Source organism: Actinomadura rubrisoli, assembly GCF_004349215.1.
GTDB lineage: Bacteria > Actinomycetota > Actinomycetes > Streptosporangiales > Streptosporangiaceae > Spirillospora > Spirillospora rubrisoli.
In genome coordinates, this window is record NZ_SMKU01000042.1 from 1 (window position 1) to 13913 (window position 13913).

The 13913-nt window shown below is 70.4% G+C and carries 13 protein-coding genes; 6 read left to right on the forward strand and 7 right to left on the reverse strand.

The annotated features are described in order from the left end of the window. The 4 genes from E1298_RS11275 to E1298_RS11290 all read left to right on the forward strand — a co-directional run. Positions 1-441, forward strand: a 441-nt coding sequence (locus E1298_RS11275; RefSeq protein WP_165975416.1) for an OmpA family protein, incomplete at its 5' end; no start/stop codon positions are given. A gap of 5 nt (positions 442-446) precedes the next feature. Continuing rightward, positions 447-1934: a hypothetical protein gene (locus tag E1298_RS11280; protein ID WP_131892098.1), complete on the forward strand. Its 1488-nt coding sequence runs from the start codon at positions 447-449 to the stop codon at positions 1932-1934. A gap of 744 nt (positions 1935-2678) precedes the next feature. After that, positions 2679-3332 carry a DUF4360 domain-containing protein gene (locus E1298_RS11285; RefSeq protein WP_131892100.1) on the forward strand — a complete coding sequence of 218 codons (654 nt, stop codon included), beginning with the start codon at positions 2679-2681 and terminating at the stop codon, positions 3330-3332. A gap of 33 nt (positions 3333-3365) precedes the next feature. Next, positions 3366-4025 carry a DUF4360 domain-containing protein gene (locus E1298_RS11290; RefSeq protein ID WP_131892102.1) on the forward strand — a complete coding sequence of 220 codons (660 nt, stop codon included), beginning with the start codon at positions 3366-3368 and terminating at the stop codon, positions 4023-4025. Between the two features lie 96 nt (positions 4026-4121). On the opposite strand, the gene E1298_RS11295 is transcribed toward E1298_RS11290, so the two are convergent. Beyond that, positions 4122-4979: a maleylpyruvate isomerase family mycothiol-dependent enzyme gene (locus E1298_RS11295; RefSeq protein WP_131892104.1), complete on the reverse strand. Its 858-nt coding sequence runs from the start codon at positions 4977-4979 to the stop codon at positions 4122-4124. Between the two features lie 36 nt (positions 4980-5015). After that, the gene (locus tag E1298_RS11300) at positions 5016-6581 is read right to left on the reverse strand and encodes an FAD-dependent monooxygenase (RefSeq protein ID WP_165975417.1); all 1566 of its coding nucleotides are present in this window, start codon (positions 6579-6581) and stop codon (positions 5016-5018) included. A gap of 208 nt (positions 6582-6789) precedes the next feature. Here E1298_RS11300 and E1298_RS11305 point away from each other — a divergent pair, with 208 nt between their 5' ends. After that, complete coding sequence (locus tag E1298_RS11305) at positions 6790-7431, forward strand: DUF805 domain-containing protein (protein WP_131892109.1); 642 nt, start codon at positions 6790-6792, stop codon at positions 7429-7431. A 192-nt stretch (positions 7432-7623) separates the two neighbouring features. Here the strand turns inward: E1298_RS11305 and E1298_RS11310 are convergent, their stop codons facing one another. After that, positions 7624-8289, reverse strand: a complete 666-nt coding sequence (locus E1298_RS11310; protein WP_165975419.1) for a helix-turn-helix transcriptional regulator — start codon at positions 8287-8289, stop codon at positions 7624-7626. A 189-nt stretch (positions 8290-8478) separates the two neighbouring features. Here E1298_RS11310 and E1298_RS11315 point away from each other — a divergent pair, with 189 nt between their 5' ends. Next, complete coding sequence (locus tag E1298_RS11315; protein ID WP_243725514.1) at positions 8479-9042, forward strand: YciI family protein; 564 nt, start codon at positions 8479-8481, stop codon at positions 9040-9042. Between the two features lie 164 nt (positions 9043-9206). On the opposite strand, the gene E1298_RS11320 is transcribed toward E1298_RS11315, so the two are convergent. The 4 genes from E1298_RS11320 to E1298_RS11335 form a co-directional block, all read right to left on the reverse strand. Next, the gene (locus E1298_RS11320) at positions 9207-9629 is read right to left on the reverse strand and encodes a hypothetical protein (RefSeq protein ID WP_131892113.1); all 423 of its coding nucleotides are present in this window, start codon (positions 9627-9629) and stop codon (positions 9207-9209) included. Between the two features lie 503 nt (positions 9630-10132). Continuing rightward, positions 10133-10630, reverse strand: coding sequence for a DUF488 domain-containing protein (locus E1298_RS11325; protein ID WP_207944563.1), 498 nt, complete (start codon positions 10628-10630; stop codon positions 10133-10135). A 486-nt stretch (positions 10631-11116) separates the two neighbouring features. Next, positions 11117-12460, reverse strand: coding sequence for a carotenoid oxygenase family protein (locus tag E1298_RS11330; RefSeq protein WP_131892115.1), 1344 nt, complete (start codon positions 12458-12460; stop codon positions 11117-11119). Then, positions 12457-13899: an MFS transporter gene (locus tag E1298_RS11335; protein WP_131892117.1), complete on the reverse strand. Its 1443-nt coding sequence runs from the start codon at positions 13897-13899 to the stop codon at positions 12457-12459. Before E1298_RS11335 ends, E1298_RS11330 begins: the two co-directional genes overlap by 4 nt. Positions 13900-13913: the final 14 nt, after the last annotated feature.

Sequence of the window (13913 nt, forward strand, 5' to 3'; positions counted from 1 at the left end):
CGCCCGTCCCCCGCACCGGACGTGCTCGCCGAGATGAACCTCCAGGTGCCGGGGACGATCGTCCGGCGCCGTCACGGGGAGCTCTCCGTCGCCTTCGAGAAGGGGCTGTTCCGCGACGGCGTGCGGCTCTCGCGGGACGGACGCACCGTCCTCACCGTCCTCGGGGCGCGGCTGCGACCTTACGCGGCACGGGTGTCCGTCACCGTCATCGGCCACACCGACGGCCGCGCGGTGCCCCCCGGCCGCGGGTACGCGACCAACACCGAGCTCGGCATCCTGCGGGCGACGGTCGTCCGCGAACTCCTCCACGACGGCGCGGGGATACCGACCTCCAGGTTCACGGTGTCGAGCCTCGGCGCCGCCGCAGCCCTCGGCCGGGGCGGCTCCCCGGCCCGGAACCGGACCGTCGGCCTGCGGATCTCCGCGGCCGGACAGGCGTGACGACCATGGCCGAAGACGTGATCGGCTCCCTCCTGGACGGGCTGGGCCCGGACCTGTACCGCGAGAACGCCTTCCGCGTGACCGGGCTGGCGGTGAGCGCGAGCGCCCGCGACATCCGGCGCCACACCGAGCGGCTCCGCGTGGCGAGCCGCTTCGAGACCGACGCGCCCGCCGAGACCGTCCTGTTCGGCGAGCCCCCCGACCCCGCCGAGACCCGGCAGGCCGCGCAGCGCCTGCGTGATCCGGCGCGCCGCCTGCTCGACGAGTTCTTCTGGTTCTGGCCCCTGGAGGCGGGACGGCCCGACCAGGCCGTCGCCGCCCTGCGACGCGGCGACACGGCCGAGGCCGAACGCGTCTGGAAGGACGACGGATCGGCCGTGGCCCAGCACAACCTGGCCGTCCTCGCCCATGCCCGCGCGCTCGACTCGTCCGACCCCGCCCTCTGGCACGAGGTCTTCGAGACCTGGCAGCGGGTCGTCCGCGACGACCCGTTCTGGATGCTGCTGGAGACCCGCGCACGCGAGTTCGCCGACCCGCGCCTGGGCCCCGGAACCGCCGCCCGCCTGCGCGAGGACCTCCCCGAAGCACTGCTCGGGATCAACGCGCGGCTCGCGGTGACCGCGCTGCGGGACGGCCGCCGCTCCGAAGCCGAGGCCCACATCGGCTTCATGAACCGGTCGGGCTTCGACCGGCTCGACATCGCCGAGGCCCTGCGCCGCGCGGTGGAACCCGACGCGGCCCGGCTCAGGTCGATCGGGGAGAAGGCCGAGAGGGCCGTCGACGCCGATCCGGCCGAGGGCGCCGAGGCCGCCCAGCGCCTCCTCGACCAGGCGGCGCCGCTGCTCGACGCCCTGGCGATCGCCCTTCCCCCGGACCATCCGGTGCTGCGCGGCGCCAAGGACGACGTCGCCGTCCGGACGCTTCACTGCGTCATCCCCTATTGCAACGAGACCGACGACTGGAAGTCCGCCGTCCAGGTGATCGAGCGCGCCCTTCCCGTGGCCGCGACGAAAGCCGTGCGCAAACGCCTCAAGGACAGCCTCGCCACCGTCCGGAGCAATCTGTCCTATTCGACGTGCTGGTTCTGCAAGGACCTCCCGTCCAGCGACCGGAGCGTCTTCGAGCAGAAGCTCTACGGCAACGTCCGGCACACCATGGGCCGCGTCACCTGGCAGGTCCTCACGGTCAACGTCCCCCGCTGCGCCCCCTGCCGCTCCGCGCACGTCCGGCGGCGTCTGACGGTCTTCGGCTCCGCCGCCGTAACGGTGGCCGCGGGTGCCTACGTCGGCTTCGGCCTCTTCGCGATCAACTGGGTCTTCTTCGGATTCCTCACCCTGGTCGGCGCCTTCATCGCCGTTTGCGTCATCCTGGGTTCCGGCGCCGGCGCCCTGCCGCCCGCCGAAACCGGTAAACTCCGCGAATTCCCCCCCGTCCGCGACCGCCTGAGCACCGGGGCATGGTTCCTCGGCGCGAAACCTCCAGGGGTCAACTGAGCACCAGACCGGTCTCCGCGACTTCGGCGGTTCAGCGGCTACGGCCATCCCGCGGGGATCGAAGAATGCAATTGGCGCGGCCGCGTCGGCCGCGTCGTTCGCGGCACATCTGACAAAGAACACGCTGCCGTCCGGCCCGATACCCGTCGGCGCCGGACGTTTCCGGGAAATGACCTGTTCGAGCGCGCCCATGGCGGTTTCCCCGATCCCGGCGGCCCCGCCGGACGATGCCCAGGTGAGCTTCCTGTCATCGTGCGCTCACAGCCGAACGCATCGGACGGCCCCGAAACCTCCGCCGCCCTGGGTACCGAGGTGATCACCGTGCGCCGCGCCCCTGGAGACCGCGGCCCCGCGCGCGCGTGGCCGGCGGCGGGTCGGGCGGCCGGTGCCGGGGAGTCAAGACGGGCAGGGCGACCGTTTCCGGCCACTCCCCGATGCGCGTCTCGCCTGCTCACAGCCCTGGCGGCGGCCGGAAAGCCCGATGGAACGATCCTTGTCAAAAGGAAGGTATTGAAGTTCGATAATCGATGACCAAATTGAACGAGGCGCCCTTGCTTGTCAATTGAAGGCGGATCGAAATAGGTTGAAAACCTATGATTGACAGCACTTGACGCGAAAGTTACTCTCCGTTGAGATCCTGGATCTACCCCATTGAAGGTGCCTGCTTAATCCGGATATCAGGCACCCGCCTCTTCGGCCACCGAAGAAGTAAATCGCGCCCGCTCTCCAGCGAAGAGGAACCGCATGCGTAAAGGGATCGCCATTTCCGCCGCTGCCGCCGCGCTCGCCATGACCGCGGCGACGGTCGCCCCCGCCGCCGCCGCGTCCGAGCAATTGCTCGGACGCGGCCCCAAGGGTGTCACCATCGAGATCGCGACCGTCAACGGCTCCGGATGCCCGCCCGGCAGCACCGCGATCGCCCTGTCGGAAGACAACGAGGCCTTCACCGTCACCTACAGCAAATACATCGCCCAGGCCGGCGGCGCCTCGAACCCGATCGACTTCCGCAAGAACTGCCAGATCAACATGATCGTGCACGTTCCGCAGGGCTTCACCTACGCCATCTCGTCGACGGACTATCGCGGCTACGCCTCCTTGCAGAAGGGCGTGAGCGCCACCCAGCTCGCCAGCTACTACTTCCAAGGCGATTCGCGCACCAGACAGTTCTCGCACCCCGTACCCGGCCCTTACAACAAGAGCTGGCAGTCCAGCGACAAGGTGGATGTGTCCCAGCTCGTATACAAGGCATGCGGCGAGGAGCGGAACTTCAACATCAACACCGAGCTGCGAGTGGACCAGGGCGATGCCGACCCTAAGAAGGTCAGCTTCATCGCCATGGACTCCACCGACGGCAGCATCAAGACGACCTATCACTTCGCCTGGAAGCCCTGCCCATAATCCGGGCAACCCAACACTGAAGGAGAAAAATCCATGCGCAAGGGAGTGACTGCTTCGGCAGCCTGCCTGTCCGCTCTCGTGCTGTGCGCGGGTATGGCCCCCGCGGCATCGGCGGCGGCGGCGCCAAAAGACCCCCCGAAGGGTGAGATCACCATTCGGGTCCTCACGGTGAACGGCTCCGGCTGCCCCGCCGGCACCGCCGCCGTGTCCGCGGCACGCGACAACACCTCGTTCACCGTCACCTACAGCAAGTACCTGGCACAGGCCGGCGGGAACTCCAACCCCACCGACCTCCGCAAGAACTGCCAGCTCAGCCTCGCCGTCCACATCCCGCAGGGATTCACCTACGCCATCGCCAGCGCCGACTACCGGGGCTACGCGAACCTGGCCAACGGCGCGACCGCGCAGCAGCGCGCGAACTACTACCACCAGGGCATGCCGCAGTCGACATCCGTCGCCCACAACATCCGCGGCAAGTACTCCGACAACTGGCAGTTCACCGACCGCACCCCGGTCGCCGAACTCGTCTGGAAGCCCTGCGGCGAGGACCGCAACTTCAACATCAACACCGAGCTGCGCGTCGACAAGGGCAGCTCAAAGCCCGACGAGACCAGCTTCATCTCCTTCGACTCCACCGACGGCAACGTGAACACCATCTACCACTTCGAGTGGAAGAAGTGCCCCGGACGCTGATCCGGTCGACCGGGCCGCGCCCTCGTACGGGAAGGGCGCGGCCCGGTTCCGTCGTGTGACGAGCCGGTGACCGCCGTTGGAACGGAGCGGCTGCGGTCAGTAGATGATGGACACGATCTGGCACGCGGCCTCGGCGAGCTCGCGGTCGCCGTCGATGCGGGCGCGGGTGAGGGCGTCGTCCGGCTGGACGCCGCGGGTGCACAGGCGCCAGGCGGTCTCCGCGTCCAATCGGACGAGGGCCGCCGGACGTCCATTGTCCGGCTCGGCCAGGGACCAGCGGGCCCCGGTGGCGGTGACCGTCCAGGCACCACCGGCCGGGCCGTCCACCCGGACCTGGATCTGTGTGCCCGCCGGCGCGGGGACATCGCGCAGGGTGTGGGGCAGAGCGCGCATGAAGGTGTCCAGGACCACGGACAGGAACCGGGGTTCGGGATCGGTGCCCTGGCCGACGGCATGGCGGATCTGCTGGCGGTGGGTCCAGTACTCGGTGAAGTCGCGGGCGCTGTCCAGCCACATCGGCGCCGGGTCGGCACCGGCCCACGACACCCCCAGCGACGTGGAGCCGGGGTCGGTGGCCTCGAAGAACCGGACGGTCTGCCGGCCGATCAAGTCCAGGGTGTCGGTGAGCGCGGCCGGGCTGACGCGGGAGAAGGCGTCCACCCACTCCTGGTTGATGCGGTGGAGGAAGCTCTCCAGCGTCTCGCCCGGCGCGGGGACGGGTCCTTCCCGGTGCCCGTCACGGCCGCCGGCGAGCCGCCAGTAGCAGTCGCCGAGGATGTGGGCGGCGAGATCACGCACGTTCCAGCCCGGCACCGCCTCCTCGCGCCAGTCGCCGGGCGCGAGGGCGCGCAGCGTGCCGATCAGCTCGGCGTGCTCGGGAGCGAAAAGAGGGCGGGCGTCGATCGGGGCCCCGAGCCAGCCGTGGTCCGCCGCGTCATCGGTCCGAGAATCCATGAACGAAGCCTGCCAGAGTCTCCTCACCCGCCGCCGTCAGGGGTGGAGCAGGCCGGTCAGCACCCCATGAGCGACGGCGTCGGCGTCGTCCGCCCGCTGCGGGCTCCGCCAGGCCACGAAGCCATCGGGACGGATCAGGACGGCTCCGGCCGCCTCGATCCCGTAGCCCTTCTCAACGTCCCCGTCGCTGTGGGCGTCGAGGGGCAGGCTCAGGCGCTGCGCGGAACGCCGGAATGCGTCGCACCAGCCCTGGCCGTCGCCGCCCGCCATCAGCACGAAGCGGCCGGTGCACAGATCGAGGGTCGAGATCGTCCGACCGGCACGGGTCAGCTCTATGTGGGGTGCCCGTGTTCCGGGGAGCCCAGAGGCGGCCCTGGGGTGAAGCGCCGCGGGGGCGACCTGCGAGGACGCGGCGGAAGGGTAGGTGTACCCGAAGATCACTTCGAGTTCGTCGACCGTGCCGTCGCCGCCCTCCCCCATACCGGTGCTCTCCCGCAGATGCCGCAGGGCCTGGTCAAGGGTGAACTCGGCGACGGGACGGCGTTCCGCCTCGTAGGTGGCCAAGAGGTCCGGGCCTGCCCGTCCGTTCAGGACCAGCGCGAGCTTCCAGGCGAGATTGTGCCCGTCCTGGACGCTGAGATTCGCGCCGAACGCACCGGTCGGCGGCATCACATGGGCCGCGTCACCGACCAGGAACACCCGCCCGCGCCCGTAGCCGTCGGCGATCCGGGCGGCGAGTTCCCAGGTGCGTATCCTCCGCGGCTCGCCGGGAACATCGGACAGCAGTTCGATCTCGGCGTCGTCCAGCCCGGTGGCGGCGCGCACGCCGTCGACGCAATCCGCGTCGGAGAGATCGCCTCCGCTTTCCGGGCTGAACGGGAGCATCAGCACCCACGTCCCCTTCGTGTCCCGCGGCATGAGAACGGTTCCGGGCTTCGGCCGCTCAAGGAACCACAACCCGATCGGCCTGCCGCGTGTCGCCTCGGTCAGGTCGGCCCGGAAGAACACGTTCGCGTAATGGCAAACCGTCCCGATGCCACGAAAGTCACGGAAACCAATGCCGAGCCGCTCGCGAATGCGGCTGCGGGGGCCGTCGGCGGCGACCAGGTACGCGGCTCGCACCACATGCTCCACCCCGGTCGCCCGTTCACGGAGCCGCGCGGTAACGCCGGCGTCGCCGGCGTCATAGGACACCAGTTCGGTACCGAACCGTATGTCGGCGCCGTTCTCGCGGGCGTAGTCGCACAGGACCCTTTCCAGCTCGTCCTGATTGATCGGCCCCCACGTCACCGGGCTGACATCGGGAGGCGTGTACTCGCCGGCGCGCGGGCGGAACTTCTCCTCCCCGGAGACCGTGTCCGTCCGCGCCATGCCCGGCCACTCGGCGTACACCGATGGACGGGCTCGGATAACGCCTTCCAAGCCCATTGTGCGGTACAGCTTCATCGTCCGGGCATTGATGGTGCGCGCACGAGGCAGCCTGGACGGCCCCTGGTGCCGCTCGACCAGGACCGGGCGAATTCCCTGGTGGCAGAGAAAGGCCGCGATCGACATGCCGGCCATACCGCCGCCCACCACGAGAACGGGTGTCTCGATGTCCATTCGTCTCCCCCATCGACAGTGAATCGCGGGCCCCATGCTGCACACTCAAGCCAACTTGAGCGCAACCCCGCGGACCACCGCCCATGGCGCGCGCCGCCCGGGGCTCGGGTCTCTCTTCCGCCCAGGACTGCGCCGACTGACGGATGGGGAGGGGTCCCGCTGAGAGCTGCGTACGGTTCTCGTGCACGACGAGCGGTGGAGGCGACCAATGAAGCCACATATAGCGGTCCAGCAGGGATTCCGCCGGACGTTCTCATGGTCCGGCCGGACTTCACGCTCCGAGTACTGGTGGTTTGCGCTCTCCTCCTGGCTCGCTTTTGCGTTATGCCTCTCTCTCACCATGACGCTCGAGAACGTGGCCTTTTTTCTTTCCTGGATCCTCATATTCATTATCCCAACGCTGGGAGCAGCCGTCCGCAGACTTCACGACAGCGATCACTCGGGAGGCTGGTGGTTCATTGGATTCGTCCCGTATCTGGGCGCTTTAGTGCTCCTGGTCTTCTACTGCCTTCCAAGCACTCTTGGCCTCAACAGGTACGGCTCGCCGAGCGATGCCGCCGCGCAGGCCAAGCTGGCTCGGCGGCTCGGGCGGAGTTACGAGAAGCATGACAAGGTATATCTTGCGGTCGGCTACACCGCACTGAGCGTGATCTTCGGTACCGAGGCCGGGAAGAATATCGATGGCGACATGGCCGTCCTGGCCCGCCAGCGCGAGGTACTCGGAGAGCTCGCGTTCCGCCAGCGCCTGTGCGAAGTCCTAGGCGGACCCGACGCCGAAACCTTCATCCGGATGGTGGCCGATTCCCATTCTCAGCTCACTTCGACCTCCGATGCTTACCCTGGAGAGTGAAGCTCACGCGCTCGGCAAGCTCGGCTTGGAGAACCGCACTCGGCCGGCCTTGCTGGTCCACGACGCCCGTTGACCCCGTTCGTGCCACGAGGATGGCCGCACGCAGCGCCGAACGTCGCGTACAGCCGGTTGTCAGCGGTCCGCCACGGTCTGTCAGAAGCCGCAATGGCTGCGCGGTCTTGGAGCACAGGCTCAGCGGTTGAGGGCGGCCGTGAGCTCGTCACGGCCGGTGGCGCCCGTCTTGCGGTAGATGGTCTTCAGGTGGTCGTTGACGGTGTGGAGGGACAGCCCGGCGAGACGGGCGATCTGTTTCGCGGAGAACGCATCGCACAGGTGGGTGACCATCGTGCGCTCGCGTGGGGTGAGCCCGTACCAGTCGCAGAACGCCGCGAGAGCCTGGGAGTGCGGGGCCGACTGGATGACGATGGCGATGTCGTCGTCGAGCGGCTGGGCCTCCACGCTGATCCAGCCGCCGTAGACGGCGGCCGGACCGATCACCAGCGGCCCGGCGTCCGAGGAGGAGGGCAGGCGGCGTGCCCGCATCGCGAGCCCGGTCACCGACGCCAGTGTGATCCACTCCGGAGCTCGGACGTGCGCGCGCATGTGCTCGGCCCATGCCAGAGCCGAGGGCGTCGCCGCTCGTATCCGTTCGTCGGGGCCGACGAGGACGACGCCGGTGGGCGGCACCGAGACGGCGGAGACCAGCGGCGCGCGGGTGGCACAGCGGCGCAGGATCGCCGTCAGAGCGGGGCCCAGCCGAGCCGCTCGCGCGATGTCGGCGGCGTCGAAGGGACGTGCGCCCCTGGCGCGCAGCAGGCCCAGCCCGCCCCAGGAACCTCGGTGGTCTCTGAGCAGCATCTGCATCTGGCTGCCGGGTAGTCCTGGCCGAAGTCCGGGTCGAAGCCATGCCAGAAACTGAACGAGGCGAGATCGGCGCCGGCCGACGGATGGGTGGCCGCCAGCGCCGCCGCATCGTGGGCGACGATGGGCATGAGCAGCCGCGACAGCTCTTCGGCCAGCTCACTCACCCCATGGGTAGAGCCTTCGGTGAAGACTGTGGGCATGGAGTTCTTCTGCTACCACCGCGATCGGCCCGGCTCAGTAGCGCTGCGCTACGAACTGCTGGAAGAGCACTGGTCTTACATGGACCGATACGCAGCGGAGTTGATCGCCCGAGGCCCGACCTTCGCCGGCGATGACGAGACGCCCACCGGCAGCGTGCACATCGTTGATCTGCCCGATCCCGTCGCCGCCCGCGCGTTCGCCTTCGACGAGCCCGGCTACCAGGCCGGCGCGTACCGGGACGTGCTGTTGCGCCGATGGCGCAACATGCTGGGACGCACCATGTGGGAGTTCCCCGGCGGCCGGACCGGCGGCGACCGGTTCCTGGTGCTCGGCCTCGGCCCGGAGAAGGACACCGACCTCGCCGTCCCGCCCGATCAGGACGAGCTGATCGCCTACGGGCCGCTGCTGTCCGACGACGGCACCACCTGGCTGGGCACGGCGGCACTGGTCCGGGCGCCGGGTCCGGACGCGGCACGCGCCGTCCTGGCCCCGGACCAGTACGCCGGCATCGAGGTCCACGAGTGGGAATTCGGCGGACGCCGGTAACCCTGCCGCCGACTGTCCGAGGTGGAGCCGATCTGCTTGCTCCGCGACGAGGACCGTCGGAGCTGGCGCTTCGCCCCTGTCGTCCTGTATTGGAGGTGGCCAAGGGGCCCGGCGCGCCGGTGGAACCGCGCCGGGGACGCCGGTGGTGGGTGCGGGTCGTCGTTTTACATCTCCAAGACCTCCCCGCGGGTGCTGGTGGTATTGCTGAACTGCGCGGGTTGCGCTTGGGGTGCGGTGCCGTGGTCGGCGATCTGGGACGAGGTGACGGTCAGCTCGTAGTGGGCCCAGATCATGGCGGCGTTGACCAGCCGACGAGCCGTGGCGTGGACGAGGTGGACGTCCGGCGGGGCGGTGGCGATGAGCAGGACGGGGGCGCCGCGCTCCAGGTTGACCGCGGTGGGGCTCGTCGGCCAGAGGGCCACGCGCAGGTGCTGGTCGTCGATCACGCGGAGGTCCCCGTCGGCCGGCAGGCAGGCCCGGGGGCAGCCGTCGGCATCGGAGGTGATCATGGTGACGGGGCGCCGGCGTGCCTGGGCGCTCACGATCGCTTGGACGGGGGTGGGGAGGACGTCGGGAGAGGTTGTCATCGCAGGTCCGCCTTCCGTCGAGAGTCCGGCCTGCCGGAGGGTCTCTCCGGCCGCCCGATCACGGCATCGGTCCGGCTATCCGGACGCATCACGCTCGCAGTAGAACACATGTTCGATGCTAGCGGATGGGTCGGACACCCGCATCACCAAAGGCGATACGCCCGCGATGGGTGCTCGGTCGCGGACGGCTCACCACGCGCGACCATGACGCCGTGGTCGCCGACCTGGTGCAGCACGTTGTCCTCGGACCGGCGTAGCTGGGTGGATCTCCGTACATGGGAATGGCTGCCCGCGTCCACCCCAGGCGGCTGTTCGTTGCCTTGGGCGGCGCGGATGGCTCTCCTCGCGTCGCTTGTGGCCACGACGTCCGGACCGGTCAGCGTGAAGGGGCGTCGGCCGCTCCTGGCGATGGCGCTCGGACCCGTGACCGGCGTCGCGCGCGCCCGCGACGTCCCGGCGGTGATCGCCCACGCTCCTTAGCGGACATGCCAGGAATTCACGCGTCACAACGGGCGCACGTGCTCGATTGTGACGTGGTGCCGCTCGGTCAGTCGCTGGGCGATCAGCGAGCGGTGGCAGGCCGCGGAGTCGCGCTCGACACAGAGCAGCGCCGCGGTCCCGACGCTCGGCAGCGCCGACACGATCGGCGCGAGGTCGGCGCGGTCGAGGACCTCGGTGGTGTAGCGGCGGGCGTACTCGGCGGCGAGCTCGCGGCGCGAGCGTTTGCCGACCCCTTGGCGGCCATCCTCGGCGTACTGGAGCTGCCGTAGCTCCGTGGTCGGGGCCAGCTCGCGGTGATGCTCGTAGACGATCTGTGCTTGGGCGAGGGCCGCCTGCAGCCGGAGCGAGTTCGCCCAGGCGTACTCGGGTCCGCGGACACCGCGGCGCTGGCGTACGTCCAGAAGGAGGCGAACGTCCGCGTACCGCAGTCGCCGCAGAAAGGACTCGCCGTCGAAGCCATAGACGCCGATCGTCACCATTCTGAACACCGGATCACCCACCTGCCTGCTCCTCGTGGCGGTTCGACCGGCGGTCCTGCCGGAGGCGGCGAGGTCGCATCAGCTCCATTTAGGTCCATCGGCTCGGTATCGTCACCTTTGACGTCGCTTCGATAAGCCTCCCGGCAAATCACGACACCCTGTGTCGTGTATTCCGGGAAGGTTCGCATGCGTGCCGACCGGGGTCCGCAGCGAGCGCCGAGGCTCTCCGAGGAGGACCTGGTGCAGCGCCGGCCCGGACCCCCTGACCGCACCGTTAGAGCCTGTTCACCGCAGCTCGACAAGGTCCATGCCACAGGCCCTGAAGCGCGGCCGTAGATGACGGGCCCGATCGTGCCGCATCTGTCAGGTCGTCGCGGCGCCGGGGCCGGGCGTGCCCAAGGCAGTGGTCGAGCTGCTTGGACAGATGACGGAGGCTGGCCCGGAGGGGATACCGCCCCCTCCGAATTGGTGGCTGCCGGAACTGCTCCCGTCAGCGGTCGGCGGGGGTCAGTGTAGGTCGGAGTCGGGGATCCAGGAGCCGTGGATGCCGGCCGGGACGCGGCGGGGCAGTTGGATGGCGGCGCGTTCGTGTAGGTCGCCGGCGTCGAGGATGAGCATCTCGGAGGAGTTCGAGGCGAGGTCGCTGGTGATCGTCATCAGGTAGCCGTGGTCGTCGTCGGTGCCGCCTTCGGCGGGGACGAAGTAGGGCTCGCTGGGCAGCCGGTCCCGTCCGAGGTCGAAGAGGCGCCGCGTGCCGTCCTGGTGGTCGTATTTCACGACGGCCCAGCCGTCGAGGCCGCCGCCGGGGAAGGCCAGCGCGTAGGAGTGCCGGTTCGGCAGGCCGATGCGCCGGTTGTCGATGGTCGGGAACTCGGTGACCAGGTCGTCGGTCCGCTCCTCGGCCGCCTTGCCCGTGGCGGTGTCGAGCGTCCAGCGGTGCGAGGTCACGCCGGCGACGGGCACCGGGGCGTAGCCGGGGGCGCCGACCCACCACTTCCAGCTGGTCTCCCAGGCGGCGCGGTCGTAGCGCGGACCGTCCAGGACGATACGGCCGGCGGCGTCCACGTGCGCGTTGGTGGTGTGCAGGAGCGCGGACGGCTCGACCTCGAACCACTGGACCCGCGGCGGCCCGGTGCGCGGCATGACGCCGAGCCGGGCGGGGTAGTCGTCGCTCCAGCGGTAGGGGATGCCGGACTGCTCGGCCGGGTTGAACACGACGGGGAAGTCGATGAAGAGCACGTGCTCGCCGGTGATCGCGAAGTCGTGCATCAGGGCGGGGCCTGCGCCCTCGATGACGTCGTTCCGGACGATCTCCCCGGCGGGCGAGGCGACGTAGTAGACCAGATGCGGCGGGAACGGCGAGTAGCACAGGAAATGCAGGTCGCCGGTGACCGGGTCCTCCTTGGTGTGCGCGGTCATCGCGGTCTTGAGGGTGCCGCCGAAGTCGAACGTCCCGATCGTGTCCAGCTCGGGGCTGAGCTCCCAGGGGAGGTTGACCTCCTGGAGGGCCAGCAGCCGCCCGCCGTACTCGATGATGTGGGTGGCGGCGGCGCTGGCGGCCAGGTCCAGCGACCCGTCGGGGCGGAACAGCGGAGCGTCGTCGTCGAAGGCGGTGGTGTGCACCCACCGGTTGCGGTACCACTCGGCGCGGCCGCCCCGGATCCGGACGCCGTGGATCATGCCGCTGCCGCGGAACCAGTGCGTCGGGGTGACGCCCGGCTTGGCGTTGTGGCCGTTGCGCAGGTAGCGGCCTTCGAGCTCGGGCGGGATCGTGCCGCGCACCGGCAGGTCGGTCGCCGAGATCTCGTCGACGGCGGGGGTGTAGTGGCCGCTGATGTAGGGCTTGGTCATGGCTCTCGTGCCTCTTTCCGGACGAACAGGGACAGCAGCGCGGCGAGGGCCGCGATGGCGGCGGCGACGCGCAGGGCGGCGCCGTAGTCATGGGCGAGCGCGCCCGGTGACGCGTGCGTTCGCGGTGGCGCGGCGACGGCCGTGAGCAGGGCGAGGCCGAGCGCGCCTCCGATCTGGCGGGTGGTGTTGATCAGCCCGCCCGCCAGGCCCGCGTCGGCGGGCGGGACGCCGGCCGCCGACAGGTTCGTCAGCAGGACGAACACGGCGCCGAGCCCGATGCCGATGGGCAGGGAGGGCAGGGCGAGGTCCAGGACGGCCGAGCCGCCGGACGGGGTGCGCGACAGCCACAGCAGCCCGCCCGCGGCGAGGGCCAGGGACAGGGCGAGCGCCGTCCGGGAGCCGAGGCGGCGCGCGGCGCGCGGTGTGAGCCAGGAGGCGCCGGTCATCGCCAGGGCCAGCGGCAGTTGGGTCAGCCCCGCCTTCACGGGCGAGTATCCGAGGACCTTCTGCTGGTAGAGGGGCAGGAAGAAGAACAGCCCGATCCAGACGCCGCCGACGAGGGTCATCAGGGCGTTGGCGGACGCGACGCCGCCCATCCGCAGCACGGCCGGCCGCACCAGGGGCGACTCCGCCCGGGTCTGCCAGAACGCGAACAGCGCGAGCAGGATGCCGCCGCCGAGGAGCGGGCCGAGGACGGTGGCCGCGGCCCAGCCGTCGCGGGCGGCGCCGGAGAGCCCGTAGGTCGCCAGCGCCAGCCCGGCGGTGACCGCGACCGCGCCGGGCAGGTCGATCCGTCCGCCCGCCGGGGTGTCCGGCGGGACGAGCCACAGCGCGCAGGCCAGGACGCCCAGCGCGATCGGGATCCCGGCCAGGAACACCCACCGCCAGCCGGCGGCCTCGGTGAGCAGCCCGCCGAACAGCACGCCCGCCGCGCCGCCGGTACCCGACACCGCTCCCCACACCGCCATGGCGCGGGCGCGGCCCGCCCCCGGCGGGAACAGCGCCAGCACCAGGCCGAGGGCGGTGGGCGCGAGCAGTCCCGCGCCCACGCCCTGCACCACGCGAGCGGCCAGCAGCACCGCCGGCCCGCCCGCCAGTCCCGCGACCGCCGAGCCCGCGATGAACACGGCGGTCCCGACCAGGAAGATCGTGCGCCGTCCCAGGAGGTCGCCGAGCCGGCCTCCGGGCAGCAGCAGCGCACCGAACGCCAGCACGTAGGCGTTGACCGTCCAGGACAGCCCGACCGTGGACAGCCCGAGTCCCGTCCCGAGGGCGGGCAGCGCGACGTTCACGATCGACGTGGTGAGGACGACCAGGAACTGGGCCGTCGCGAGAACGGCCAGGGCGGGCCCGAGCCGGCGCGCGGAGCCGGGGCGGGTCTTCGCGGGTGCTGGGCCGCCCGGGCCGTGGCCGACCGGTGACGCCGGCGGGCTGGTCATGCCGGCCGGGGGTT